The following is a 26,657-nucleotide window of genomic DNA, read 5'->3' on the forward strand; positions in this document are numbered from 1 at the left end:
ACAACACCTGCAAGCGAGTGCAGCCGAATGCAAAAAAATGCAGACGAGCGCGCGATAACCAGCCGAAAAGCGGACGAAAAAAAAACGCGGCCGAGGCCGCGTTAAAAGGTTTGGAGACTTCCCTCGATGAAGGAGTCACTTCTCGCAGGCGGAAGCATAACCGGGATGCCGCGATTGATTCATTACAAAATTCGCAAATAATTGTTCGGATAATTCGAGTAAAGCACCGGCGAAGACGAGTGGATCGATTCTCAAATCGCTCCGAACCGGGGTTCGAAATGCCTTAATGGCGTGCACGTCCTGCTCGACCTCGCGAACTTGGTCACGCATGACGAACACGGCGAACAGTTTCGGATAACTACAGATCCAATCCGCGCCGCGATATAACGGCAAGGTCGCCATCGATTCGAACACGCTTGCCACGCCAACATATCGGAGGGATTTGCACTAGTATGTGGTGGCTCCGCACGTGGCCGAACTGTCGGTGCGGCGGCGCATCAAAGTCCGGAGAAGACCATGATTTCGCTGCGAAAATTGAATCTGGCCGTAGTGGTGTGGGCGTTGGCGTCGGGAGCCGCGTTCGCGGATACGGTGGCGCTGAAGGCGGACCTCGAGCCGTCGAGCGAAGTGCCGCCTCGCGTGAGTCACGGGCACGGCATGCTGAACGCCACCTTCGACACGAAGACGCAATCCCTGCAATGGACCGTCACCTATGAAGGCTTGAGCGGCGCGCCCACCGCCGCGCATTTCCACGGACCGGCGCCGGTCGGTCAGAACGCGAAAGTCCAGGTGCCGATCGACAAGGGCGCGCTCGCGAGCCCGATCAAAGGATCGGCGGCGCTCACCGAGCAGCAGGTCACCGACCTGATGGCGGGACAGTGGTACTTCAACGTGCATACCGCGCAGAACCCGATGGGCGAGATTCGCGGCCAGGTGCTGCCGGCGAACTAGAAGGCGCGCGGCTCTGCGCGAAGAGCCGCCGTTATCCGGTTAGAAGCCGCCGTCCACAGGCGCAGCCGCGAATGCACGTACCATGACGGGACATTATCGAAGGAGCGTGTCCTGATGAGTTGGCAAAGCGCACTTGCGTGCTGGTATCTGCGCAGGCAGTTTCGTCCGCAAACCCTCGCGCCTCGCATCGATGTCGCGAACGCGCGTGCGCTGACCGCGAAGCGTGTCTGGTCGCCGCGCGTGCCGCGCGACTGGCGTCTGCGCGAAACATACCGCCCGCACGATGCGCCGCTGCGCGGCGAGTGGCTGGAGCGCGTCGCTCAGGCGCCGGCCGGCCACGCGCCGCCGACCGTGCTGTACTGCCACGGCGGCGGCTACTACTTCTGCTCGCCACGTACGCATCGCTCGCTCGTGTTCGGACTGGCCACGCGTGCCGATACGCGGGTCTTTTCCCTCGACTACCGTCTTGCGCCCGAGCATCGCTACCCGGCGGCGCTCGACGATGCGAGCGCGGCGTATCGACAGTTGCTCGCCATGGGCATCGCGCCCGAGTCGATCGTGATCGCGGGCGATTCGGCCGGCGGCGGCCTTGCGCTCGCCACGCTGGTGGCGCTGCGCGACGCCGGTGATCCACGTCCCGCAGGCGGCCTGCTGTTTTCACCGTGGACCGATCTGGCGGCGGCCGGCGCCAGCATCCGCGGTAACGACAGCGTCGATCCGATGTTTTGCGGCGCCGCGATCGCGCGTGCCGCGAAGGTCTATCTCGGTGATGCGCCGGCCACCGATCCGTATGCGTCGCCGGTTTATGCCGATCTGCACGGCGTGCCGCCGCTTTTCATCATGGCGGGCAGCACCGAAGTGTTGCTCGACGACTCGCAACGCGTCGCCGACAACGCGCGCGCGGCGGGCGTCGACTGCGAATTCGAAGTGTGGAAGAAGATGCCGCACGTCTGGCCGCTGTTCGCACCGTTCATCCCGGAAGCGAACCGCGCGCTCGATCATGCGGCGGCTTTCGTGCGGCGCGCGACGAGCCGCGCCGCGCACGGGGCACAAGCGGCCGCTCAACCGTCGAGCGCGATGTCGAGAGTCTGATAGACGGCTTCGATCGCTGCCTGACCGTACTGCCGCTCCAGCCGACGCACGGTGAAGTGGCCATGCGCGACCTGCTGGAAATGGTCGATAAAGACGGTATTGACCATCGCGCCGAGCACCGCGCCGATCGCCGGAATCGATTTGGCAGCGATCTGTTCGCTCACCTGCACCGAGAAGCGCGCGGCGATCGCATGCAGCAACCGCAGCAACGCCGCCGAGCCATGCGAGGTGAAGCCCTTGGTCGTAATCTCCGACGACGCCTTCGACACCGCCTGCGCGAGCGCGCCGCGCATGAAGAAATAGCCGAACTCGGCGTCGTCGTCTTCGCTCGACGTGCCGCCCATGCCGAGCACGGTCAGACACTGCAACTGCGTGTCGATCGACGACAGATCCTCGCCCTCGCTGCGCGCGATATCGCAGATCGAGCGGAACATCAGCGTGGTGGTGACCGGCAACTCGACCGGCAGCGCGAACAGTCCGAATGCGCCGCCGGCCGCGCCGGTCGTGGCCACTGCGAACTTGTGCAGCAGGTTGCTCGGCTTGTCCGGCGCAATCAGGGACGTGGCGTCGCGCCGGTTCAGCGTGCGCAGCGCGATCGACAGGCACTTGCGCAACGCCAGCTCGGTCGCATCGGTGACCTTGGCGTTGGCGAATGCCGGCAGCCGCGCCAACAGCTTTTCGATCGGCGCGCCGACGACGCTCGCGAGCTTCATCGCCAGCGCGGGGCTTTCGAGTTGATGTTTCGCGCGCCGCAGCGCGTTCAGATCCTGCTCCGTTAAGGATAGTGCTGCGAGCGAACTCGGCTGCATGGGCCTCCCTGGCGTCATGTCGTGTGCGTTTTTCAGTCGATTGCCGGCGCGTTGAACCGCGCGAGCACGTCCCGCTTAGAGCGCCACACCGTGGTATGATTCCCAATCGTTTGACGAGTCAACTGTTGCGCTATCAAAAGCTCCATTAAAAAATGGCTGTCCATACCGCGGCCCACCACTCGAGTGGGCAAGTTTTACCCTTCCGTGAATCTTTGCTGGCAATGCTCGGCATCTCGTTCGTCACGATGCTGGTCGCGCTCGACCAGACCGTGGTCGGCACCGCGCTGCCCACCATCGTCTCAGAACTGAGAGGCTTCGAACTGTACGCGTGGGTCGCCACGTCGTACCTGCTCACCTCGGTGATCACGGTGCCGATTTTCGGCCGCCTCGGCGATTACTACGGGCGCAAGCCATTCGTGATCGCGTCGATCGTCGTGTTCACCGCGGCGTCGGTGCTGTGCGGTGCGGCTAACAACATGCTGTTCCTCGTGCTTGCGCGCGGCTTGCAGGGTATCGGAGGCGGGATGCTGGTCGGCACCGCGTTCGCCTGCATTCCCGATCTCTTTCCCGACTCGGTCGTGCGCCTGCGCTGGCAGGTGCTGATGAGTTCGGCGTTCGGCATTGCCAACGCCGTGGGGCCGTCGCTCGGCGGCTTTCTCACGCAGTACTACGGCTGGCGTTCGGTGTTCTACGTGAATCTGCCGGTCGGGCTGTTGTCGCTGTTTTTCGTCTGGCGCTTCCTGCCGCATTTGCGGCATGTCGAGCACGAGGGCAAGATGCGGCTCGACTGGCCCGGTGCGGTGCTGATCGCGGTGGCGCTCGGCTCGCTGCAGTTGTTTGTCGAATTGCTGCCGAAACACGGCGTCACCCTGAGCGCATTTGCGCTGCTCGCGCTGAGCATCGCCTCGGCTTACGCGCTCTGGCAGTGGGAAAAACGCTGCCCGACGGCGATCCTGCCGGTCGACATGTTCCGCAACCGCAGTCTTGCCGCGCTCTTCACGCTCGCGGTGCTCGGCGGCTTCACGATGTTCTCGCTGCTGTTCTACGCGCCGCTGCTGTTTCAGGGCGGCTTCGGCATGTCGCCGAAAGAAGCGGGGCTCGTCATTACGCCGCTGGTCGTGTTCATCACGATCGGCAGCATTGCCAACGGGCGCATCGTGTCGCGCGTGAGCAATCCGAATCTGATGCTGTATATCGGCTTTTCGCTGGTGGCGTTGTCGTGCCTCGGCATTGTCGTCGCGACGCGTTCCATGCAGCAATGGGTGCTGATGTCGTTCATGGTGGTGGGCGGCCTCGGGCTCGGCTTCGTGATGCCGAACCTGACGATCTTCGCGCAGCAGACGGCCGGCCGCGAACACCTGGGCATCGCGACGGCGTTGCTGCAGTCGCTGCGGATGATCGGCGGGATGATCGGCACGGCGCTGACCGGCACGCTGGTCAGCCACATGTACGCGAGCGGCGTGCGCAGCGCGCTCGATAACGCGAACGCATCGCACTGGTTTGCCGATCTCGGCGATCCGCAAATCCTGATCAACCGGGGGGCGCAGACCACCCTGGTCGAGCAGTTGACGCATGCGGGCCACAACGGCGCGATGCTGCTCGAAAGCGCGCGCGAGGCGCTCGTCGGGGCGATTCATCTGGGTCTCGCGATGGCGGCGATCATCGCCGTGGTGTCCGTGTGGCAAAGCCGCCGCGTGCCGCGGATCAAGCTCCAGCGCAAGCTCGAGCCCGTGATCCACGCGGACTGATTTTTAGACTTACCGTTTGACTGAACAGATCATGGAAGAACAGGACCGCGTCGCCGTCATGCAACAATTTGGCCGCACTTATCGGGCGTTCATGTCGGCGTTCGAGGCACACGTCGGCCATCCGCTGCCGCGCTGGCGCATCTTGCTTGCGTTGCACGAGCAGGCGGGCGAGTCGTCGCAGAAAAGGCTGGTCGAGCGCCTGCGGGTCGATCCGGGCGCGCTCACACGGCAGTTGAAAACGCTGGAAGGATTGGGCTGGATTGCGCGCAGCATGGATACGCGCGACAACCGCGTCACCAATGTGCGTCTGACGGAGGCGGGACAGTCGGCGACCGAAGCGAGCTTGCCGCGTCGCAACGCGTTTTTGCACGACACGATGGCCGCGCTGCCAGACGAGGCGTTGGGAGCGCTGTCGGGCGCGCTGAAGATGCTCGAAGCGCGGATCGGCGAAGTGGCAGCCGCGGCGAGCGCGGCTGGTGCTGAGAGGTAGGACAGGCAGGCGAAGCTGCACACAGTGGGGCGTTGCGGCAGCCCTGATTCACTGACGCGTTCGTCGCGTGGGTGGCTTACGGATGCCGCTGGCAAGCATTGGCCTTGCGCTGCCCAAGCCACTGGTTATCGGAACCACCGCAAGCGGCGCGCGCCTTTTGACTGCAAGGCGCGCGCCGCTCACGGCCGCGTCAGAAGAACGTTTCGATCACTTCCGTCACGCGATACGCGGGATCGACCACCAGCACCTGACGCCACTTATCGAACGTCAGACACGGGTGCGAGATGTCGAACGCGATCATGTCGCCCACTTTCAGATCGGCGCCGGCGGGAATCCGCAGATACGCGTGCTGATCCATCAGGCCGAAAATTTCCCAGCCTTCGCTCGCTGCGATATCGCGCGGCGCAACGTTACCCGGACGATAGTGACGCGCTGGTTCCGGCATGCCCGCGTCGAACGCGGAGTCGCGCTTGCCGAGACCGATGATGGCGCGATCCGGCTCCGGAATCGACTGCACGTACGCCCACAACTGCAGCGCCGGCAGCAGGCCTTCGCCCATTTTCTTCGCGACCGGATTGCGCGCGAAAATATCCGTCTGCGCCTTGCGATAGATGCCGACGTCGTGCGTCAGATAGCAGCCGGGACGCAGCACGACTTCGACCTTGCCGGTCTCCGACGCCTTCACGAATTCTTCCGCCACCACGTCGTACCACGCCGAACCCGCGCCCGACAGCACCGCCGGCGTGCGCGCGAAACGCCCCTCTTCAACAAGCGCGCGCGTGACGGCGACCGCGCTTTGCAGGAACTCCCGCACCTCGTGCTCTTCCTTCAGCACGCCTTCATACAACTCGACACCGGCGAGCTTCAGCACATCCGGATAGCGGGCGATCGCGGCGAGCACCGCGTTGCGCTGCGCTTCGTCGCGCACGCCCGTGCGGCCGCCCGGCACGCCGAGTTCGAGCAGCACTTGCAACGGCTTCTTCACTGACGTGAAGAACTCGCCCAATTGCTCGACGCCTTCGACCGAGTCGACGAGGCAGAAGAAGTCGAAGTCCGGATCGCTCAGCAGCTCGGCGACCATCATCATGTTGTGGCGGCCCACCAGCTGGTTGGCCATCAGGATGCGCGAGACGCCGCCGTGATACGCCGCGCGCACCTGATGCGCGGTGGCGAGCGTGATGCCCCACGCGCCGGTTTCGAGCTGACGGCGAAACAACTGCGGGGCCATCGTGGTCTTACCGTGCGGCGCGAGCTTCACGCCGTACTCCGCGACGAACGCCTGCATCCACTTCAGGTTGTGCTCCACGCGATCCGCATACAGCACGGCCGCCGGCAGGCTCACGTCTTCGTTGAGCAGGTTCCATTCGAGGCGCGGGGCATCCGTGAGCTGGATGCTGGTGCCCGGAACCATGCCCAAGCCCTTGCTATAAGGATCAATCGTTGCGCCCTGATAGTTTGTAACTTTCATGTCTCCTTGCTCCATCGTCCAGTTAAATTGAATCAAATTTGACTTTACCATGTTACCGAAAGTACGATGGCAGGAGAAATGTTATTTAGTACCACGGCGTTCCGAAGGCGTATTGCAAGTCTTCGCGCGACCTCCCCCAGTCCGCCATGAACTCAACCGCCGAACCGCTGGCTTTCGACATCGTCGCGCGCATCGCCGAATGCGCGCCGGACCTGCGCTCGGCCGAACGCAAGGTCGCCGCGTTGATCCTCGACGATCTGACGGGCGCTTCGCGCGCCAGCATCGGCGCGCTTGCGCAGCAGGCGGAGGTGAGCGTCGCGACCGTCACGCGTTTCGCCAAGGCGGTCGGGTGCCGCGACGTGCGCGAGCTGAAGCTGCGGCTCGCGCAGGCGGCGGCGGTCGGGCAGCGCTTCCTGCAGCCGGGCGGCGCAACAGACGTACCCGAGCCGATCGCGACCCGCGTATTCGACGAACTGCAAACCGCTCTGGCCCATAACCATCAGCTACTGCGCAAGGCGCCGCTCGATGAAGCGGCCAGCGCCTTGCGCGCGGCGCGCATGATCTACGTGTTCGGCATGGGGGGCGGCTCGACCGCGCTTGCCGACGAGATGCGCTTTCGGCTCGTGCGCCTTGGCCGCCCGGTCGCGACCTATCAGGACGGCTTGTTGCAGCGCATGGTGGCGAGCACCGTATCGCGCGAATGCGTGGTGATCGCGTTGTCCACCACCGGACGCGTGCCGGAGATGATCGAGAACTGCAAGATCGCGCGCAGCTACGGCGCGACCGTGATCGCGCTGACCGCGCCCACCTCGCCGCTGGCGAAACTCGCGGACTGGGTGATCCCGATCGTCGCGTTCGAAACCGATTTCATTTACAAGCCGTCGTCGTCGCGTTACGCGATGATGATGGCGCTCGATGTGCTCGTCACCGAACTTGCCGTCAGTCAGGGTGACGAGAGCCGCGAATTGCTGCGCCGCATGAAGCACGCGCTCGACGCGCATCGCGGCGGCGGCGATCGACAACCGTTAGGAGACTGATCCATGCACTCGCATCCCGAAGCCGCCGATACGCTGATCGTCGGCGCGCAACTGTATGACGGCACGGGCGCACCGCCTGTCGAACGCGACGTGGCGGTCCGCGACGGCCGCATCGTCGCGATCGGCAATCTGTCGAACTGGCTCGCCGAAGAGGTGATCGAGGCCGAGGGGCGCGCGTTGGCGCCGGGCTTCATCGACGTCCACACGCATGACGACACGCACGTGATCCAGGCGCCGCAAATGCTGCCGAAAATTACGCAAGGCGTAACAACGGTGATCGTCGGCAATTGCGGCATCAGCGCGTCGCCGGTGGCACTGAAGGGCGATCCGCCCGATCCGATGAATTTGCTCGGCGAGCGCGACGCGTTCCAGTACCCGACTTTCGCCGAGTATGTGAAGGCGGTGAACGCCGCGCGTCCGGCGGTGAACGTCGGCGCGCTGATCGGCCACACGGCGTTGCGCAGCAATCAGATGGACCGGCTCGATCGCGCGGCCACGGCGCAGGAAATCGACGGCATGCGCGCGCAACTCGAAGAGGCACTGGCCAACGGTGCGCTGGGTTTGAGTTCGGGGCTCGCATACGGCTCGGCGTTCGCCGCACCGACCGAAGAAGTGATGGCCCTGGCCGAACCGCTCGCCGCCGCGGGCGCGCTGTACACCACACACATGCGCACCGAATTCGATGCGATTCTCGACGCGATGGACGAGGCGTACCGCGTCGGCCGTCACGCGCATGTGCCGGTCGTGATCTCGCATCTGAAGTGCGCGGGGCCGTCGAACTGGGGGCGCAGCGAAGAAGTGCTGAAGTCGCTCGAAGGGGCGCGGCGCATGCAGCCGATCGGGTGCGACTGCTATCCGTACAACCGTAGCTCGTCGACGCTCGATCTCAAGCAGGTGACGGGCGACATCGACATCACGATCACGTGGTCCGAGCCGCATCCCGAGATGGCGGGCAAGCTCGTCAAGGAGATCGCCGCGCAGTGGGGCGTCACGCAGCAGGAAGCGGGCAAGCGTCTGCAACCGGCGGGCGCGGTGTATCACAACATGTCCGAAGACGACGTGCGGCGCATCCTCTCGCATCCGGCGACGATGGTCGGCTCGGACGGCTTGCCGAACGATCCGCTGCCGCATCCGCGCCTGTGGGGCGCGTTTCCGCGCGTGCTCGGCCATTACGCGCGCGACGCCGGTCTGCTGCCGCTCGAAGAGGCGGTGCGCAAGATGACCAGTCTGTCGGCGCGTCGCTTTGGTTTGGCGCAGCGTGGCGAAGTGCATATCGGCTATCACGCCGACCTGGTGTTGTTCAGCCCGGACAAGGTGCGCGACGCGGCGACGTTCGACAAGCCGCAGCAGGCGGCGGACGGCATCGACGCGGTCTGGGTGAACGGCGTGCTGTCGTATCGCGACGGCGCGGTGACGGGCGAGCGGGCTGGTCATTTCGTGGCGCGCGGCGCGGCGTCGAAGGGTGACGCGCACGGCGCGTTCTAACTATTTCTGTTCGACTGATTGCGGTGCGCGCGGCGCTGGTGCCGGGCGCGTGCCGGACTTTTTAAGGAGTGTGATGATGAAGCGTTATGGCGTTGAAGGCGGAAAGGGAACGGGCGGTCAGCATATGCCGTTTTCGCGTGCGGTCGAAGCGGACGGCTGGCTCTTCGTGTCCGGTCAGACGCCGATGGAGAACGGCGAAGTGATCAATGGCGGCATCGTCGAGCAATCGCACAAGGCGATCCAGAACGTGTTCGCCATTCTGAAGGAAGCCGGCTACGGCGCGGAGCATGTGGTCCGCTGCGGTGTGTGGCTCGACGATCCGCGTGACTTCGCGTCGTTCAACAAGGTGTTCCGCGAATACTTCGGCGACAATCCGCCGGCGCGCGCCTGTGTGGTGTCGTCGATGGTGATCGACTGCAAGGTGGAAGTGGATTGCGTCGCATATAAGAAGCCGACGGCTTGAGGCATTGCCTTCGCCGCGGTTGACTGAACCCGCGGCGAACCACTGCGTTGTTACTGCCGGGCCAGACGCATGTTGTCCGGCATCGGCAGGTTGTAGTTGGTGCGGAACGGGTTGATGTCCAGCCCGCCGCGCCGCGTATAGCGCGCATACACCGCGAGCTTGACCGGCTTGCAGGCCTTCAGCACGTCGATAAAAATCCGCTCGACGCACTGCTCGTGAAAGCCGGTGTGATTACGGTACGAGATGATGTAGCGCAGCAAGCCCGCGTGATCGATCTGCGGGCCGACGTAGTGAATCTGCACGCTGCCCCAATCGGGTTGCCCGGTCACGGGGCAGTTCGACTTCAACAGGTTGGAAAACAGGGTTTCCTCGACCGGCGCTTCATCGTGCGCCGCGCTCAGCAGCGACGCATCCGGCTGATAAATGTCGGTATCCAGATCCAGCCGGTCCAGCGACAAGCCTTCGAATTCTTCCATCTGCAGCTTGCCGAATTCATGCGGCGTGGCCAGACGAACCGACACCGTCGCGCCGCAGGAAGCGGATACGTCGCGCTTGATCGTGTCGCGCACCACGTCCATCGACTCGAACGCCGTCTGCGCGAACGAGCCCAGATACAGCTTGAACGACTTCGACTCGACGATATTCGGCGAGTCCGCCGGCACGAAGAAGGTCGCGACCGCGATCTGCGGTTTGCCGCGCGCGTTCAGCCAGGACAACTCGTAAGCATTCCAGATGTCCGTGCCGAAGAACGGCAACTGCGCGCCAATGCCGATCGCCTCGCGCGCGGTTTTTCGCGCGATCGGAAACAGCAGCGATGCGTCGTAGTGTTCGGTGTAAGTGGAGGCCTTACCCAGCGGAGATTGTTCGGGTGTCATGATGCATTCACGATGCCACTCAGCACGTGCCCGGTCGCCGTCACGACGCGGGCCGATTCGCAGTGGCCAATTTGGTCGTCGAAGAAAAAGTCCGGCTCGAACTCGCGCAGGAATGCGCTCTTGTCGAGGCCGCCGAGGAACATCGCTTCGTCGATTTCGATGTTCCACGCCATCAGGGTGCGGATCGCGCGCTCATGCGCGGGCGCCGAGCGCGCCGTCACCAATGCCGTACGAATATGCATCGGCGCGGCTTCATCCGCGAGTTTTTGCAGCCGATGCAGTGCTTCGAGCAACGGTTTCAACGGACCGTCCGCGAGCGGCAAGTCCTTGTTGTGAATCTCGTGGCCGACGAAGGCGTGCAAGCCGTCTTTCTGGAACACGCGTTCCGCTTCGTCGGAAAACAGCACGGCGTCGCCGTCGAACGCGATGCGGATTTCGTCGGGATACTTGCTCGCCATTTTCGCCGATTCGGGCAACACGCGTGCGGCCGGAAATCCGGCGGCCAGCGCGTCGCGCACGTCCTGCTGATTCGCGGACAGAAACAGCGAGGCGTTCAGCGGCTTCAGATAGCCGAACGGAGCGCGTCCACGCGTGAAGACGCCGCGCTCGATCGCGAGCCCATGTTCGCGGCACGAATGAAACGCGCGCAATCCGCTGATCGGATCGCTGCGCGACAGGATCACCACTTCGACGCGGTGGCCGCCGGCATTCAGCGCAAGCAGCTTGCGGATCAGCGCAAACGCGACGCCCGGTTTGGCGGGCACCGCGAGCCGGTCGCGCTGCAACGCTTCATAGGTGTGCAGGTCGCCTTCTTCGTACACGCGGTTCTCTTCTTCGAAGTCGAACAGCGCGCGCGACGAGATTGCCACCACCAGTTTGTCGGCGAGCGAGAGAGCCATCTGCGCGTTTCAGTCCCTGTTATGCAAGAAACAGCCGATACACCGGGTTTTGCGTCTCTTCCCAGTTCGGATAACCGAGCGTGGCGAGAAAACGTTCGAACGCTTCGGTCTCGCTCGCGGGCACCTGGATGCCGACGAGGATCGAACTGTAGTCCGCGCCCTGGTTACGATAGTGGAACAGGCTGATGTTCCAGTTCGGCGCCATCGACGACAGGAACTTCATCAGCGCGCCCGGCCGCTCCGGAAACTCGAAGCGGAAGAGGCGCTCGTCATGCGCGAGCGGCGAGCGCCCGCCGACCATGTAGCGGATGTGTTGCTTCGAGAGTTCGTCGAAGGTCAGGTCGACGGTCGCGAAGCCGTGCGCTTCGAACGCGCCCGCGATCTGCGCCGATTCGCTGCGGTTTCTGATCTGCACGCCGACGAAGATATGCGCCGAGTTCGCGTCCGCGATCCGGTAGTTGAACTCGGTGACGCTGCGCGTGCCGACCAGTTCACAGAAACGCCTGAAGCTGCCGCGCTCTTCGGGAATCGTCACGGCGAACACCGCTTCGCGTGCTTCACCGACTTCGGCGCGCTCGGCGACGAAGCGCATGCGGTCGAAATTCATGTTCGCGCCCGAGGTGATCGCGATCAGCGTCTGGTTCTCGATGCCTTCGCGCTCGGCATACTGCTTCGCACCCGCAACAGCCAGCGAGCCTGCCGGTTCGAGCACGCTGCGGGTGTCCTGAAACACATCCTTGATCGCCGCGCACAGCGCATCGGTATTCACGAGCAGCACGTCGTCGAGATATTCGTTGCACAGGCGGAAGGTTTCTTCACCGACCAGCTTCACCGCCGTGCCGTCCGAGAACAGTCCGACTTCGTTCAGCGTGACGCGCTCGCCTGCTTTGAGCGAGGCGGCCATTGCGCACGAATCATCAGTCTGGACGCCGATCACCTTGATCTCCGGGCGCACCGATTTCACATACGCGGCCACGCCAGCCGCGAGTCCGCCGCCGCCGATCGGCACGAAGATCGCGTGGATCGGCCCCTGATGCTGGCTGAGAATTTCCATCGCGACGGTGCCTTGCCCTGCGATCACGTACGGGTCGTCGAACGGATGCACGAAGCTCAGGCCACGCTCTTCCTGCAGTTTGACCGCATGGCCGTACGCGTCGCTATACGACTCGCCGAACTGCACCACTTCGACCGTCGGCCCACCATGCGCGCGTACCGCATCGACCTTCACCTGCGGCGTCGTCACCGGCACTACGATGATCGCCTTCACACCCATGCGTGCCGCCGACAACGCGACGCCCTGCGCATGATTGCCCGCCGACGCGGTAATCACCCCACGCGCCAGCGCTTCGGCCGGAAGATGCGCCATCTTGTTGTACGCGCCGCGCAGCTTGAACGAGAACACCGGCTGGTTGTCCTCACGCTTCAGATACACCGGATTGCGCAGCCGTGCCGACAGATTCGGCGCGCGTTCCAGTTCGGTTTCGCGGGCCACGTCGTAGACGCGTGCAGTCAGGGTTTTTTTCAGGTAGTCGTGGGAAGCCATGCGGGTGGCGCGATGCGCGTTGTGAGACGGGAAAGGGTCCATGATAGCGCCAACGGTGACCGCTCAGGCCTTCCGTCCGATCCAGCCTGGGAGCGCCGCGAGGGTCTCTCAAGCGCGTCGGGTGCGCTCGCGCGGGCCCGCCCGACCGACCGGTCGACAAATTCACTTCATGCGCTTCCAGTGTGAAAACGCCTGAAGCCCCGCTGCTGCTACGATTGCAGCCGTCAACGCGTGGCGGAATCATGCGGTAGAATTCCACTTTGGAATAAGGATCGGAAGATGCACTGGCAGCCTCGGATCGCCCACTTGATGCCCGTCCCGCGTGAATCTTGTCCCGCGGCGCAGCGTCACGTCCGCCACGCACGATCGTGTAGTTATATCTGAGCGCCGCGAAGCGACCGATGTGGGTAGGCCGTCGGTCGTGCTTCGCTCCCCTATAGAAAGATTTCAGGCATTGCGCCCCACGCGCACCGTCAGCCGACGCCTCCCGAAGAGCGCGCCCGGTTGATCTACCGAGTCGTCCGAACATGAACGCACCTCAAGTTTTCGATCCGCACGGGGCCGCCGCTGCGGTGGCCGCCGATCCCGAAGCGCGCCTGCGCGAAATTCCCTATAACTACACGTCGTTTTCCGACCGCGAAATCGTCATCCGCCTGCTTGGCGATGACGCGTGGGCGGCTCTTGCCGAACTGCGCGCGGAACGCCGCACCGGCCGCTCGGCGCGAATGCTGTACGAAGTGCTCGGCGACATCTGGGTCGTGCGCCGCAATCCCTACCTGCAGGACGACCTGCTCGACAATCCGAAGCGCCGCGCGCAGTTGATCGAAGCGCTGCATCACCGTTTGTCGGAGATCGAGAAGCGCCGCCGCGCCGATCTGACGGAACACGGGGATGAGGCTGGCGTGGATCGCGCCGCGCGCGTCGAGACGCTGGTCCAGGCCGCGCGCCGCGCGGTCGACGACTTCGCGAGCGAGTTCCAGAAGACCTACGATCTGCGCCGTCGCGCGACGAAGGTGCTCGGCAAGGTCACGGAAAAGGACAACATCAAGTTCGACGGTTTGTCCCGTGTATCGCACGTGACCGACGCGACCGACTGGCGCGTCGAGTACCCGTTCGTCGTGCTCACGCCGGATACCGAAGCCGAGATCGCCGGCATGATCAAGGCGTGTTTCGAACTCGGGCTGACCGTGATTCCGCGTGGCGGCGGCACCGGCTACACGGGCGGCGCGGTGCCGCTCACGCCGTTCTCGGCCGTCATCAATACGGAAAAGCTCGAACAGCTCGGCGCGGTCGAGATGACCCAACTGCCGGGCGTCGACCGCAAGGTCGCGACGATTTTCTCCGGCGCGGGCGTCGTCACGCGCCGTGTGACGGAAGCGGCCGAGCAAGCCGGCTTCGTGTTCGCGGTCGATCCGACCTCGCTGGATGCGTCCTGCGTCGGCGGCAACGTCGCGATGAACGCGGGTGGCAAGAAAGCGGTGTTGTGGGGCACGGCGCTCGACAACCTCGCCTGGTGGCGCATGGTCGACCCGGAAGGGAACTGGCTCGAAGTCACCCGCCTCGAGCACAACATGGGCAAGATTCACGACATCGAAGTCGCGCGCTTCGAGCTCAAGTGGTTCGACGGCAACTACGCGCCGGGCGAGAAGCTGCTGCGTACCGAAGCGCTCGACATCAAGGGCCGCGTGTTCCGCAAGGAAGGTCTGGGCAAGGACGTCACGGACAAATTCCTCGCCGGTCTGCCGGGCGTGCAGAAAGAAGGCTGCGATGGCCTCATCACGTCCGCGCGCTGGGTGCTGCACAAGATGCCCGCGCATACGCGCACCGTCTGCCTCGAATTCTTCGGCCAGGCGCGCGAGGCGATTCCGAGCATCGTCGAAATCAAGGACTACCTGTTCGAGACTTCGCGTCAGGGCGGCGCGATTCTGGCGGGCCTCGAGCATCTGGACGAGCGCTATCTGCGCGCGGTCGGCTACGCGACCAAGAGCAAGCGCAATGCGTTTCCGAAGATGGTGCTGATCGGCGACATCGTCGGCAACGACGCGGATGCGGTCGCGCAGGCCACCTCGGAAGTCGTGCGGATGGCTAACGGCAAGAGCGGCGAAGGCTTCGTCGCGGTCAACGCCGAGGCGCGCAAACGCTTCTGGCTCGACCGCAGCCGCACCGCCGCGATCGCGAAGCACACCAACGCGTTCAAGATCAACGAAGACGTGGTGATCCCGCTCGACCGCATGGGCGAGTACACCGACGGCATCGAGCGCATCAACATCGAGCTGTCGATCAAGAACAAGCTGCAACTGGTCGACGCGCTCGAAACGTTCTTCAAGGGCGGCAAGCTGCCGCTCGGCAAGAGCGACGATGCCAACGAAATCCCCAGCGCCGAACTGCTCGAAGACCGCGTGCAGCAGGCACTCGATCTCCTCACGCGCGTGCGCACGCGCTGGGAGTTCCTGCGCGACAAGCTCGATCTGTCGGTGCGCGAGGCGCAGCACTATCTGGTCGGTCTCGGCTACGAAGGCCTCGCGGAAAAATTCGCCGACCGCGCCGACCAGCAACCCGACGCGACCGTGTTCCATATCACCCAGGACCGCACGATCCGCGTGTCGTGGAAGCAGGAAATCCGCGCTGAATTGCGGCAGATCTTCAACGGCGGCGAGTTCGAGCCGATCCTCGACGAAGCCCAGGCGATCCACAAGCAGGTGCTGCGCGGGCGTGTGTTCGTCGCGCTGCACATGCACGCGGGCGACGGCAACGTGCACACGAATCTGCCGGTCAACTCCGACAACTACGAGATGCTGCAGGACGCGCACACCGCGGTCGCACGCATCATGAAGCTTGCGCGTTCGCTCGACGGCGTGATTTCCGGCGAGCACGGCATCGGCATCACCAAGCTCGAATTCCTGACCGACGACGAGATCGGCGAATTCCGCGCGTACAAGCAGCGCGTCGATCCGCATGGCCGTTTCAATGCGGGCAAGCTGCTCGAAGGCGCCGACCTGCGCAACGCGTACACGCCGAGCTTCGGCTTGATGGGCTACGAATCGCTGATCATGCAGCAGTCCGACATCGGCGCGATTTCCGAGTCGATCAAGGACTGCTTGCGCTGCGGCAAGTGCAAGCCGGTGTGCGCGACCCACGTGCCGCGCGCGAACCTGCTGTACAGCCCGCGCAACAAGATTCTCGCGACTTCGCTGCTGGTCGAGGCGTTCCTGTATGAAGAGCAGACGCGCCGCGGCGTGTCGATCAAGCACTGGGACGAGTTCAACGACGTCGCCGATCACTGCACGGTCTGTCACAAATGCGTGACGCCGTGTCCGGTGAAGATCGACTTCGGCGACGTGACCATGAACATGCGCAACCTGCTGCGCAAGATGGGCAAGAAGAAATTCAACCCGGGCAACGCGGCGGGCATGTTCTTCCTGAACGCGACCAACCCGCAGACCATCAACCTCGCGCGCACCGCGATGATGGGCGTCGGCTACAAGGCGCAGCGGCTCGGCAACGAAGTGCTGAAGAAGTTCGCGAAGAAGCAGACGGCGCATCCGCCGGCGACGGTCGGCAAGCCGCCGGTCACGCAGCAGGTGATCCACTTCATGAACAAGAAGATGCCGGGCAACCTGCCGAAGAAAACCGCGCGCGCGCTGCTCGATATCGAGGACAACAAGATCGTCCCGATCATCCGCAATCCGAAGACGACCACCGCCGACACGGAAGCGGTGTTCTACTTCCCGGGTTGCGGCTCCGAGCGGCTGTTCTCGCAGGTGGGGCTGGCCACGCAGGCGATGCTGTGGGAAGCGGGCGTGCAAACCGTGCTGCCGCCGGGCTACCTGTGCTGCGGCTATCCGCAGCGCGGCTCGGGCCAGTACGACAAGGCCGAGCAGATCGTTACGGATAACCGCGTGCTGTTCCACCGCGTCGCCAATACGCTGAACTACCTCGACATCAAGACCGTGGTGGTGTCGTGCGGCACGTGTTACGACCAGCTCGCCGGCTACGAATTCGAGAAGATCTTCCCGGGCTGCCGGATCATCGACATCCACGAGTTCCTGCTGGAGAAGGGCATCAAGCTCGAAGGCGTGAACGGCGTGCGCTACATGTATCACGACCCGTGCCACTCGCCGATCAAGACGATGGACCCGGTCAAGCTGGTCAATCAGCTGATGGGTTCGGAAAAGGACGGCTACACGATCGAAAAGAACGATCGTTGCTGTGGCGAATCCGGCACACTCGCGGTGACGCGTCCTGACATTTCGACACAGGTGCGCTTCCGCAAGGAAGAAGAGATGCGCAAGGGCGCGGCCAAGCTGCGCGGCATTCCGCTCGTGGCCGAAGCCGGTGCGAACGCGATCAATCCGGCCAATGCTTCGGCCGGTGCGGCGGGTGCGCCGAACGGCTCCGTGCTGAAGGCCGGCGACGGTCCGCAGCCGAACGGCGTGACCGACGTCAAGATCCTCACGAGCTGCCCGTCGTGCCTGCAAGGCCTGTCGCGCTACAACGAAGATGCGAACACCGAGGCGGACTACATCGTCGTCGAGATGGCGCGCCACGTGCTGGGTGAAGACTGGATGGCGGATTACGTCCAACGGGCGAACAATGGCGGAATCGAGCGCGTGCTGGTTTAATGGCACGACTGACGATTTTTGCCTGAGGACGACGATGGACTGCGTTTTTTGCCGCGAAGAAGGCGGCGATGTGCTGTGGCAGGACGACACCTTGCGTGTCGTCCTGCCCGACGAACCCGATTACCCGGGCTTTTGCCGGGTGATCTGGAACACCCACGTGGCCGAGTTTTCCGATCTCGCCGTGAACGACCGCGATCGCGTGATGAAGGCCGTGTACGCGGTCGAGCGCGCGATCCGGCGTGTCATGCAGCCGGTCAAGGTGAATCTGGCGAGCCTCGGCAACCAGGTGCCGCACGTGCACTGGCACGTGATTCCGCGTTTTTCGAACGACGCTCATTTTCCATTGCCTATCTGGGCGCCGCGCCAGCGCACGGTTTCCGAAGCCATGCTGTCGTCGCGCCGCGCGCAGGCCACCTTGCTGCGCGAAGCCGTGCGCCAGGAAATCGAACAAGCTCTTGGCTGAGCGCCCCTAACCCGTCGCGTCGCGCGCCCAAAGCCCCTCCCGGGGGCGCAAACCTGAGGCGGCCCTGCGTTTTCTTGCGAGTCCATCATGAGCGGACTGACCCCCCAAACTCCCGTGCCGACCGGCGTCGTCGTGCATTCGAAATCGCGTGTGCTTGAATTGCAGTACGCAAACGGCGAATCGTATCGGCTGCCGTTCGAACTCCTGCGCGTGTATTCGCCGTCGGCGGAAGTGCAGGGCCATGGGCCCGGCCAGGAAACGCTGCAGACCGGCAAGCGCGAGGTCACGATCACGTCGATCGAAGGCGTCGGCAACTATGCGCTGCAGCCGACTTTCTCCGACGGGCACGCCACCGGCATCTATTCGTGGGACCTGCTGTACGACATGGCGGTCCGCCAGGATGAACTCTGGCGCGACTATCTCGCCAAACTGCAAGCGGCGGGTGTCGAGCGCGATACGCCGATGGTGCCCTCCGGCGCTGCGCACGGCCACTGTCACTGATACGATTCGCCCCGATCGCCGCACCGATGCGGCGCAACATTTCAGAATACGCGAAAGGACGAGCGCGATGAGCAAAACCCACTTCGGCTTTCAATCGGTCGACGAACAGGAAAAAGCGCAGAAGGTGGCGGGCGTGTTCCACTCGGTGGCCGCTAACTACGACTTGATGAACGACCTGATGTCGGGCGGGTTGCACCGGGCGTGGAAGATGTTCACGATCGCCCAGGCGCACGTGCGGCCGGGCTACAAGGTGCTCGACATCGCGGGCGGCACGGGCGATCTGTCGAAAGCTTTCGCGAAACAGGCCGGCGAGACCGGCGAAGTCTGGCACACCGACATCAACGAATCGATGCTGCGCGTGGGCCGCGACCGGCTGTTGGACAAGGGCGTCATCACCCCGGCGCTGCTTTGCGACGCCGAGAAAATTCCCTTTCCCGACAACTACTTCGATGTTGTGACCGTGGCATTCGGCTTGCGCAACATGACGCACAAGGATATTGCGCTGGCGGAAATGCGCCGCGTGCTGAAGCCGGCGGGCCGTCTGCTGGTGCTCGAATTTTCGAAGGTGTGGGATCCGCTCAAAAAGGTCTACGACGTCTATTCTTTTAAGGTGCTGCCGTGGCTGGGTGAGCGCTTTGCCAAAGATGCCGAGAGTTATCAGTATCTTGCGGAATCGATCCGGATGCATCCGGATCAGGAAACCTTAAAAACAATGATGGAACAAGCGGGTCTCGACGGCGTCAAATATTACAATTTGTCAGCTGGCGTGGTAGCTTTACATGTGGGGACCAAATACTAGGGTTCCTAACCCATCGATTTTTAAAGGAAAGTACGAAAATGTCCGATTCAGGTGTGTTATCTCCCCGTAAGGTTGGGCGTTCGCTGGTGAGAAGAATCGGACTGATCGCGATGGTCGGTCTGATCATGGCCGGCTCGCTCGCTTCGCTCGATGCGGAAGCTCGCCGCATGGGCGGTGGCCGTAGCATCGGCCGTCAGTCGAACACGGTTCAGCAGCAGCATCAGGCGACCCCGTCGCAACCGGCCCAAAGCAATCAGGCCATGCAGCAGCAGCGCACGCAACCGACGCCGACGCCGCCTGCCACGCCTAACCGCAACCGCTGGCTCGGGCCGATCGCGGGTCTCGCCGCCGGTCTCGGCATCGCCGCATTGCTGTCGCACTTCGGCATGGGCGAAGCGTTTGCCGGCATGATGGCCAACGTCATCATCATCGCGTTGATCGCGATGGTCGTCATCTGGCTGATCCGCCGCTTTATGGGCCGCAAGCGCGATACGGCGCAACCGGCATATGCGGGCGCTTCGCCGTCGCTGAACGCGGGCGGCACCGGCTATAGCCAGGAACCGCGCTACAGCGCACCGCCCACCGGCTCGTACCTCGAACCGCAGGGCAACCCGCTGAGCACGCCGACCATCAACCCGATGCCCGTGGTGCCCGCCGGCTTCGATTCGGAAGCGTTCCTGCGTAATGCCAAGGTGTACTTCGTGCGCCTGCAAGCCGCATGGGACGTCGGCAACATCGAAGACATCCGCGAATTCACCACGCCGGAAATGTTCGCCGAAGTGCGCGTCGACCTCGCTTCGCGCGGCACGGAGTCCAACCAGACGGACGTGGTGCAGCTGAACGCCGAGTTGCTGGGCGTCGAAGAGCGCGCGAACGAATATTTCGCCAGCGTGCGCTTCTCCGGCCTGCTTCGCGAAGCCCCGGGCGCGGCCGCCGAGCCGTTCGTCGAAGTCTGGAATCTGTCCAAGGCGAACCGCGCTGGCGAAGGCTGGCTGCTGGCCGGCATCCAGCAGGTGGCGCAGCACTGAACCGTGAGGAGGATAGAGCCGGGCGGTGCGGCTCTTCCTGATTTTGCCCATAACGTTGGCCGTTTGGCATAGCAGGCCGCGAAGCGAACGGACGTTACAATAGGAACCCGCGCGAGCACCTCGTTCGCGCGGGTTTTTTCTTGCCACTTTCGATGACCCTCGCCGCCAAGCCCTTCGCTGCTGCTGTCAATCATCTGCTCGCCCGCGAATCGTGGGCTCGTGAGCGCCTCGCCCCCTACGCCGGCAAGATCGCGCGCCTGTCGTGTCCGCCAGTCGTATTGACGCTGCTGGTGCAACCCGACGGCTATCTGGGCGCGGTCGGCGAAACCGAAACGCATCAGTTCGACGTAACCGTCTCGGTGCCGTCCGACGCATTGCCTGCGTTCGTACAAGGCGGCCAGGCCGCCGTCATGAAGCACGTGAAGATCGAAGGCGACGCCGAGTTCGCTACCGTGATCGCAAAGCTTGCCGAGCATCTGCGCTGGGAGCCCGAAGAAGATCTGGCAAAGCTGATCGGTGACGGTCCGGCGTGGCGGGTTGCGTCGGTGGTGCGCACGGTCGGTCAGCATGTGCAGCGCACTGGCCGGAATCTGCTCGATACGGCCGCCGAGTATCTGCTCGACGAAAATCCGCAACTGGTGCGCCGCGCCGCGCTCGAAGATTTCAACGTCGAACTGGCCCGCGCGCGCGACGCGTTGGCGCGCGTGGAAAAACGCATCGAGCGTCTTGAACAGAAGGTCGAAGCCCGCGGCGCGAATGCGCCGGGCGGCGCCGCCATGTCGCGCGGCACGCGCTAGTCACCGGGCACAGCTATGCGCTTTCTGCGTTTCCTCAAGATATTTTTCACGGTTATCCGTTTCGGTCTCGATGAGATGATGCTGGGCCGCATCAACGACCGGCGCGTGCGTCTGCTGCTGCGTGTCACCACGCTCGGCCGCAAGTTCGACGCGCCGCCGGGCGTGCGCTTGCGGCTCGCACTCGAAAGCCTCGGGCCGATCTTCGTCAAGTTCGGCCAGGTACTGTCCACCCGGCGCGATCTGCTGCCGGTGGACATCGCCAACGAACTGGCGAAGCTCCAGGATCAGGTGCCGCCGTTCGACTCGGCGGTGGCGATCGGGCTGGTCGAGAAATCGCTCGGCGCGCCGGTCGACGTGCTGTTCGACGATTTCGAGCGGGTGCCGGTGGCGAGCGCGTCGATCGCGCAGGTGCACTTCGCGAAGGTGAAGGCCGGTCAGCATGCGGGCAAGGCGGTCGCGGTGAAGGTGCTGCGCCCGAACATGCTGCCGGTGATCGACTCCGATCTCGCATTGCTGCGTGACATCGCCGTGTGGGCCGAGCGGCTGTGGGCCGACGGCAAGCGCTTGAAGCCGCGCGAGGTGGTCGCCGAATTCGACAAATACCTGCACGACGAACTCGACCTGATGCGCGAGGCGGCCAACGGCAGCCAGTTGCGGCGCAACTTCGTCGGCCACGACCTGCTGCTGGTGCCGGAAATGTATTGGGAGTTCTGCACGCCCACGGTGCTAGTGATGGAGCGCATGGTCGGCGTGCCGATCAGCCAGGTCGAGACGCTGCGCGCGGCGGGTATCGACATTCCGAAGCTGGCGCGCGAAGGCGTCGAGATTTTCTTCACCCAGGTGTTCCGCGACGGTTTCTTCCACGCCGACATGCACCCGGGCAACATTCAGGTGAGTCTCGATCCCGCGCACTTCGGCCGCTATATCGCGCTGGACTTCGGGATCATCGGCGCGCTGTCGGATTTCGATAAGAACTATCTCGCGCAGAACTTCCTCGCGTTCTTCAAGCGCGACTATCACCGCGTCGCCACGCTGCATCTGGAGTCGGGCTGGGTGCCGCCGACGACCCGTGTCGAAGAACTCGAAAGCGCGATCCGCGCGGTGTGCGAGCCGTATTTCGACCGCGCGCTGAAGGACATTTCGCTCGGCCAGGTGCTGATGCGCCTGTTCTCGACCTCGCGCCGCTTCAACGTCGAAATCCAGCCGCAACTGGTGTTGCTGCAAAAAACCATGCTGAACGTGGAAGGGCTCGGCCGCTCGCTCGATCCGGAACTGGACCTGTGGAAGACCGCCAAGCCCTATCTGGAACGCTGGATGAACGAGCAGATCGGCGTGCGGGGCTGGTACGAGCGCCTGAAGATCGAAGCGCCGCAGTGGAGCAAGACGCTGCCGCAGTTGCCGCGCCTGATCCACCATGTGCTCGCCGAGCGGCACGACAACACGCGCGGCGCGAACGACGACATGATTCGCCAGATCCTGCTCGAGCAGAAGCGCACCAACCGGCTGCTGCAAGGGCTATTGCTGTTCGGCGTGGCGGTGGGCGTCGGCGCCGTGCTGGCGCGGGCGTTTCTGGCGCTGGCATACGGCGGCTAATCGAGACCACCCGTACGACCCATGCAACGCGCGCAACCCATGCGAGGCATCCGATGAGCGATCCGACTCAACCCGCCGCGCCCGACTTCTCGACTCGCGACCCCAACTCGCCCGCGTTCTGGGACGAGCGCTTCGAGCGCGGATTCATGCCGTGGGATCAAGCGGGCGTGCCCGCCGCATTCCGCGCATTCGCCGCGCGGCACAGCGGCGCCGCGGTGCTGATTCCGGGCTGCGGCAGCGCCTACGAAGCCGTCTGGCTCGCCGGGCAGGGCAACCCGGTCCGCGCGATCGACTTCTCGCCGGCCGCCGTCGCGGCGGCGCACGAGCAACTGGGCGCGCAACACGCGCAACTGGTGGAGCAGGCGGATTTCTTCACCTATGAACCGCCCTTTGTGCCCGCGTGGATTTACGAGCGCGCGTTCCTCTGCGCACTGCCGCCGGTACGCCGCACCGACTACGCGCGCCGGATGGCCGAGCTGCTGCCCGGCGGCGCGCTGCTTGCCGGTTTCTATTTCATCGGCGCGACGCCCAAGGGGCCGCCGTTCGGTATCGAGCGCACTGAACTCGATGCGCTGCTCACGCCGTACTTCGAGCTGATCGAAGACGAAGCCGTGACCGATTCAATTGCCGTTTTCGCCGGGCGTGAGCGCTGGCTCACTTGGTGCCGTCGTCCGTAAGGGCGCGCCGTCGTGCCCGGGCACGGCGCGGCGCACTTGATTCGACCGCGGCCGCCCCAATTTACCGTACCGGCGGTCGCGTCGAGCATCGGTTCCCGAATTCCACGGAACGGATATCGTTTGCGGCTATAATTCAAGGCTTTGCAAGCGTTTACAAGATTTCAGTAGGAAAAGTTCATGCCGATCTACGCTTATCGTTGCGAGTCATGCGGCTTCGGGAAAGACGTGCTTCAGAAGATGAGCGACGCTCAGCTGACGCAGTGTCCCGAATGCGGGAAAGACACCTTTCGCAAACAGGTCACTGCAGCCGGTTTCCAGTTGAAGGGCTCCGGCTGGTACGTGACCGATTTCCGCGGCGGCAATGGCGGCATAAGCGCGCCGGCCACGCCCGACGCGAACGGCGCGTCGAACGGCGCGAGCGAGAATACGGTGGCCGCCAGTAACGGCGCCGCCAAATCCGATACGGGCTCGGCCAACGGAACGACCGCAGCCGGTTCATCGAGCGCAGCCGCTACGCCGGCCGCGCCCGCTGCCGCACCCGCCGCCTCGGCAAGCTCGAGCGGTGCCGGCAGCGCCTAGTGGGACTGCCGCCCTGATCGGCGGCGCACACACCGCGCGTTGAGCCTCGGCCCGCGCGGTCTTCTGGCGGTACACATGACGACGAAAAAGACGACGCTCAAATCGGTGTTTCTGACCGGCCTGCTGGTGCTGGTGCCTCTGGCCATCACACTGTGGGTGCTCGGCCTGATCATCGGCACGATGGACCAGACGCTGTTGCTGCTGCCGACCTCCTGGCAGCCGGAGCGCGCAATCGGCTATCGCCTGCCCGGCCTCGGGGCGGTGCTCACGCTCGCGTTCATCTTTGTCGTCGGGCTGTTGACGCAGAACTTCATTGGGCAGAAGCTCGTGAAGTGGTGGGAACTGCTGGTCGCTCACATTCCGGTGGTCGGCCCGCTTTACACCAGTGTCAAGCAGGTGTCCGACACCTTGCTGTCGAGCAGCGGTAATGCGTTCCGCAAGGCGCTGCTGATCGAATACCCGCGCCGCGGCTCCTATACGATCGGGTTTCTGACCGGGATTCCGGGCGGCGACGTGGTCAACCACCTGAAAGAAGATTACGTCAGCGTCTATGTGCCGACTACGCCGAACCCGACGTCCGGCTTCTTCCTGATGGTGCCCAAGAGCGAAGTGATCGAACTCGACATGACGGTCGACGCCGCGCTCAAGTACATCGTCTCGATGGGCGTCGTGGCGCCGTCCGCGCCGCCGGCGCCGGTGCGCCGCACGACAGTCGAGCCTCCGCTGTAATGCCGGTGCGCAAGGTTTTACGCAGTTTCAAACTGCCGCGTGCCGTTCAACCAATGCAAAACGAAAGACAAACATCATGTCGATGAGAACTGAATACTGCGGTCTGGTGACCGAAGAACGGCTGGGCCAAACCGTTTCGCTGTGCGGCTGGGTGAGCCGCCGCCGCGACCATGGTGGCGTCATCTTCATCGACCTGCGCGATCGCGAAGGGCTCGTTCAGGTCGTCTGCGACCCGGATCGCGCCGAGATGTTCAAGGCCGCCGAAGGCGTGCGCAACGAGTTCTGCCTGCAGATCAAGGGTGTCGTGCGCAGCCGTCCGGAAGGCACGACCAACGCCGCGTTGAAGAGCGGCAAGATCGAAGTGCTGTGCCACGAACTGATCGTGCTGAACGCATCGATCACGCCGCCGTTCCAGCTCGACGACGACAACCTGTCGGAAACCACGCGTCTCACCCACCGCGTGCTCGACCTGCGCCGTCCGCAGATGCAGCACAACCTGCGTCTGCGTTACCGCGTCGCGATCGAAGTGCGCAAGTACCTCGACGCACAAGGCTTCATCGACATCGAAACGCCGATGCTCACGAAGAGCACGCCCGAAGGCGCGCGCGACTACCTCGTGCCGTCCCGTACGAACCCGGGCCAGTTCTTCGCGCTGCCGCAGTCGCCGCAGCTGTTCAAGCAGCTGCTGATGGTGGCCAACTTCGATCGCTACTACCAGATCGTCAAGTGTTTCCGCGACGAAGACCTGCGCGCCGACCGTCAGCCGGAATTCACGCAGATCGACTGCGAAACCTCGTTCCTGTCGGAGCAGGAAATCCGCGATCTGTTCGAAGCGATGATCCGTCACGTGTTCAAGGAAACGATCGGCGTTTCGCTCGACGAAAAATTCCCGGTCATGCTGTATTCGGAAGCGATGCGCCGCTTCGGCTCGGACAAGCCGGACCTGCGCGTGAAGCTCGAATTCACCGACCTGACGGACGCGGTCAAGGACGTCGACTTCAAGGTGTTCAGCACGCCGGCCAACACGAAGGACGGCCGCGTCGCGGCGATCCGCGTGCCGAAGGGCGGCGAGCTTTCGCGCGGCGACATCGACAGCTACACGGAATTCGTGCGCATCTACGGTGCGAAGGGTCTCGCGTGGATCAAGGTCAATGAAGTGGCGAAGGGCCGTGACGGTTTGCAAAGCCCGATCGTCAAGAATCTGCATGACGAAGCGGTCAAAGCGATCATCGAGCGCACCGGCGCGCAAGACGGCGACATCATCTTCTTCGCGGCGGATCGCGCGAAGGTGGTGAACGACAGCCTGGGCGCGCTGCGTCTGAAGATCGGCCATTCGGAATTCGGCAAGGCCAACGGTCTCGTCGAATCCGGCTGGAAGCCGCTGTGGGTGATCGACTTCCCGATGTTCGAATACGACGAGGAAGACAACCGCTACGTCGCCGCGCATCACCCGTTCACGAGCCCGAAGGACGAGCACCTCGAGTACCTGGAAACGGACCCGGCGCGCTGCCTCGCGAAGGCCTACGACATGGTGCTGAACGGCTGGGAAATCGGCGGCGGTTCGGTGCGTATCCACCGTGAAGAAGTGCAGAGCAAGGTGTTCCGCGCATTGAAGATCAACGCGGAAGAAGCGCAAGCCAAGTTCGGCTTCCTGCTCGACGCGCTGCAATACGGCGCGCCGCCGCACGGCGGTATCGCGTTCGGTCTGGACCGCATCGTCACGATGATGGCCGGCGCCGATTCGATTCGCGACGTGATCGCGTTCCCGAAGACGCAACGCGCGCAGTGTCTGCTCACGCAGGCGCCGAGCGAAGTGGACGAGCGCCAGTTGCGCGAGCTGCACATCCGTTTGCGTACGCCTGAACCTAAGGCTTGAGGCAAGTGCAAGTGAGTGCTGTCTGAAAACGACAGCAGGAGCAAACGAAAAAGGCGCGCATGCGCCTTTTTCGTTTTTTGCGTTACAGTCGAAGCAACCGCTTTCGACCGCTCATTGCACTGCGTGCCGACAT

At 63.8% G+C, this 26,657-nt stretch carries 24 protein-coding genes; 18 read left to right on the top strand and 6 right to left on the bottom strand.

The window, feature by feature from the left end; translation table 11 throughout:
• Nucleotides 1–135 precede the first annotated feature (135 nt).
• On the bottom strand, nt 136–414 hold the full coding sequence (locus B0G69_RS08625; RefSeq protein ID WP_121316493.1) for a hypothetical protein: 279 nt from the start codon (nt 412–414) through the stop codon (nt 136–138).
• A gap of 102 nt (nt 415–516) precedes the next feature.
• Here B0G69_RS08625 and B0G69_RS08630 point away from each other — a divergent pair, with 102 nt between their 5' ends.
• Together B0G69_RS08630 and B0G69_RS08635 are read left to right on the top strand one after the other, a co-directional pair.
• Entirely contained in the window at nt 517–951 is a 435-nt protein-coding gene (locus tag B0G69_RS08630; protein WP_121316494.1) for a CHRD domain-containing protein, read from the top strand.
• A 114-nt stretch (nt 952–1,065) separates the two neighbouring features.
• Nucleotides 1,066–2,043: an alpha/beta hydrolase gene (locus B0G69_RS08635; RefSeq protein WP_121316495.1), complete on the top strand. Its 978-nt coding sequence runs from the start codon at nt 1,066–1,068 to the stop codon at nt 2,041–2,043.
• Here the strand turns inward: B0G69_RS08635 and B0G69_RS08640 are convergent.
• Nucleotides 2,013–2,852, bottom strand: a complete 840-nt coding sequence (locus B0G69_RS08640; RefSeq protein ID WP_121316496.1) for an EcsC family protein — start codon at nt 2,850–2,852, stop codon at nt 2,013–2,015. The two genes, B0G69_RS08635 and B0G69_RS08640, sit on opposite strands and share 31 nt — an antisense overlap.
• Before the next feature lie 152 nt (nt 2,853–3,004).
• Between B0G69_RS08640 and B0G69_RS08645 the strand changes: the two genes are divergently transcribed.
• Together B0G69_RS08645 and B0G69_RS08650 are read left to right on the top strand one after the other, a co-directional pair.
• On the top strand, nt 3,005–4,600 hold the full coding sequence (locus B0G69_RS08645) for an MDR family MFS transporter (protein WP_121316497.1): 1,596 nt from the start codon (nt 3,005–3,007) through the stop codon (nt 4,598–4,600).
• 31 nt (nt 4,601–4,631) lie between these two features.
• Nucleotides 4,632–5,090: a MarR family transcriptional regulator gene (locus tag B0G69_RS08650; protein WP_121316498.1), complete on the top strand. Its 459-nt coding sequence runs from the start codon at nt 4,632–4,634 to the stop codon at nt 5,088–5,090.
• 190 nt (nt 5,091–5,280) lie between these two features.
• Here the strand turns inward: B0G69_RS08650 and B0G69_RS08655 are convergent, their stop codons facing one another.
• Nucleotides 5,281–6,558: an amino acid deaminase gene (locus B0G69_RS08655; RefSeq protein ID WP_121316499.1), complete on the bottom strand. Its 1,278-nt coding sequence runs from the start codon at nt 6,556–6,558 to the stop codon at nt 5,281–5,283.
• A gap of 146 nt (nt 6,559–6,704) precedes the next feature.
• Between B0G69_RS08655 and B0G69_RS08660 the strand changes: the two genes are divergently transcribed.
• From B0G69_RS08660 to B0G69_RS08670, 3 genes are all read left to right on the top strand, one after another.
• Nucleotides 6,705–7,595, top strand: coding sequence for a MurR/RpiR family transcriptional regulator (locus B0G69_RS08660; protein ID WP_121316500.1), 891 nt, complete (start codon nt 6,705–6,707; stop codon nt 7,593–7,595).
• 3 nt (nt 7,596–7,598) lie between these two features.
• Nucleotides 7,599–9,080: a D-aminoacylase gene (locus B0G69_RS08665; RefSeq protein ID WP_121316501.1), complete on the top strand. Its 1,482-nt coding sequence runs from the start codon at nt 7,599–7,601 to the stop codon at nt 9,078–9,080.
• Between the two features lie 76 nt (nt 9,081–9,156).
• On the top strand, nt 9,157–9,543 hold the full coding sequence (locus B0G69_RS08670; protein ID WP_102636390.1) for a RidA family protein: 387 nt from the start codon (nt 9,157–9,159) through the stop codon (nt 9,541–9,543).
• 50 nt (nt 9,544–9,593) lie between these two features.
• On the opposite strand, the gene queF is transcribed toward B0G69_RS08670, so the two are convergent.
• The 3 genes from queF to ilvA are packed head-to-tail and all read right to left on the bottom strand — an operon-like array spanning nt 9,594 to nt 12,902.
• Nucleotides 9,594–10,418, bottom strand: a complete 825-nt coding sequence (gene queF / locus B0G69_RS08675; RefSeq protein ID WP_121316502.1) for an NADPH-dependent 7-cyano-7-deazaguanine reductase QueF — start codon at nt 10,416–10,418, stop codon at nt 9,594–9,596.
• The gene (locus B0G69_RS08680; RefSeq protein WP_121316503.1) at nt 10,415–11,317 is read right to left on the bottom strand and encodes a 5'-nucleotidase; all 903 of its coding nucleotides are present in this window, start codon (nt 11,315–11,317) and stop codon (nt 10,415–10,417) included. The genes queF and B0G69_RS08680 overlap by 4 nt, the downstream gene beginning before the upstream one ends.
• Nucleotides 11,318–11,336: 19 nt before the next feature.
• On the bottom strand, nt 11,337–12,902 hold the full coding sequence (gene ilvA, locus B0G69_RS08685) for a threonine ammonia-lyase, biosynthetic (RefSeq protein ID WP_121316504.1): 1,566 nt from the start codon (nt 12,900–12,902) through the stop codon (nt 11,337–11,339).
• A gap of 485 nt (nt 12,903–13,387) precedes the next feature.
• On the opposite strand from ilvA, the gene B0G69_RS08695 reads away from it, so the two are divergent.
• From B0G69_RS08695 to aspS, 11 genes are all read left to right on the top strand, one after another.
• Nucleotides 13,388–17,482: an FAD/FMN-binding oxidoreductase gene (locus B0G69_RS08695; protein ID WP_121316505.1), complete on the top strand. Its 4,095-nt coding sequence runs from the start codon at nt 13,388–13,390 to the stop codon at nt 17,480–17,482.
• Nucleotides 17,483–17,516: 34 nt separating this feature from the next.
• Nucleotides 17,517–17,945, top strand: a complete 429-nt coding sequence (locus B0G69_RS08700) for an HIT family protein (RefSeq protein ID WP_121316506.1) — start codon at nt 17,517–17,519, stop codon at nt 17,943–17,945.
• Nucleotides 17,946–18,032: 87 nt separating this feature from the next.
• The gene (locus B0G69_RS08705; RefSeq protein WP_121316507.1) at nt 18,033–18,446 is read left to right on the top strand and encodes a DUF971 domain-containing protein; all 414 of its coding nucleotides are present in this window, start codon (nt 18,033–18,035) and stop codon (nt 18,444–18,446) included.
• Nucleotides 18,447–18,513: 67 nt separating this feature from the next.
• A complete protein-coding gene (gene ubiE, locus B0G69_RS08710) occupies nt 18,514–19,245 on the top strand; it encodes a bifunctional demethylmenaquinone methyltransferase/2-methoxy-6-polyprenyl-1,4-benzoquinol methylase UbiE (protein WP_121316508.1) in 732 nt (243 codons plus the stop codon).
• A 38-nt stretch (nt 19,246–19,283) separates the two neighbouring features.
• Nucleotides 19,284–20,273, top strand: coding sequence for a TIM44-like domain-containing protein (locus tag B0G69_RS08715; RefSeq protein WP_121316509.1), 990 nt, complete (start codon nt 19,284–19,286; stop codon nt 20,271–20,273).
• 152 nt (nt 20,274–20,425) lie between these two features.
• Nucleotides 20,426–21,070 carry an SCP2 sterol-binding domain-containing protein gene (locus tag B0G69_RS08720; protein WP_121316510.1) on the top strand — a complete coding sequence of 215 codons (645 nt, stop codon included), beginning with the start codon at nt 20,426–20,428 and terminating at the stop codon, nt 21,068–21,070.
• A gap of 15 nt (nt 21,071–21,085) precedes the next feature.
• The gene (ubiB, locus tag B0G69_RS08725) at nt 21,086–22,663 is read left to right on the top strand and encodes a ubiquinone biosynthesis regulatory protein kinase UbiB (protein ID WP_121316511.1); all 1,578 of its coding nucleotides are present in this window, start codon (nt 21,086–21,088) and stop codon (nt 22,661–22,663) included.
• A 53-nt stretch (nt 22,664–22,716) separates the two neighbouring features.
• Nucleotides 22,717–23,340: a thiopurine S-methyltransferase gene (locus B0G69_RS08730; protein ID WP_121316512.1), complete on the top strand. Its 624-nt coding sequence runs from the start codon at nt 22,717–22,719 to the stop codon at nt 23,338–23,340.
• A gap of 177 nt (nt 23,341–23,517) precedes the next feature.
• Complete coding sequence (locus B0G69_RS08735) at nt 23,518–23,919, top strand: zinc ribbon domain-containing protein (protein WP_121316513.1); 402 nt, start codon at nt 23,518–23,520, stop codon at nt 23,917–23,919.
• A 75-nt stretch (nt 23,920–23,994) separates the two neighbouring features.
• Nucleotides 23,995–24,648 (top strand): DUF502 domain-containing protein, encoded by a 654-nt coding sequence (locus B0G69_RS08740; RefSeq protein ID WP_121316514.1) that lies wholly within the window; start codon nt 23,995–23,997, stop codon nt 24,646–24,648.
• 76 nt (nt 24,649–24,724) lie between these two features.
• A complete protein-coding gene (gene aspS / locus B0G69_RS08745; protein WP_121316515.1) occupies nt 24,725–26,524 on the top strand; it encodes an aspartate--tRNA ligase in 1,800 nt (599 codons plus the stop codon).
• Nucleotides 26,525–26,657 lie beyond the last annotated feature (133 nt).

Source organism: Paraburkholderia sp. RAU2J, assembly GCF_003634845.1.
Taxonomy (GTDB): Bacteria; Pseudomonadota; Gammaproteobacteria; order Burkholderiales; family Burkholderiaceae; genus Paraburkholderia; species Paraburkholderia fynbosensis.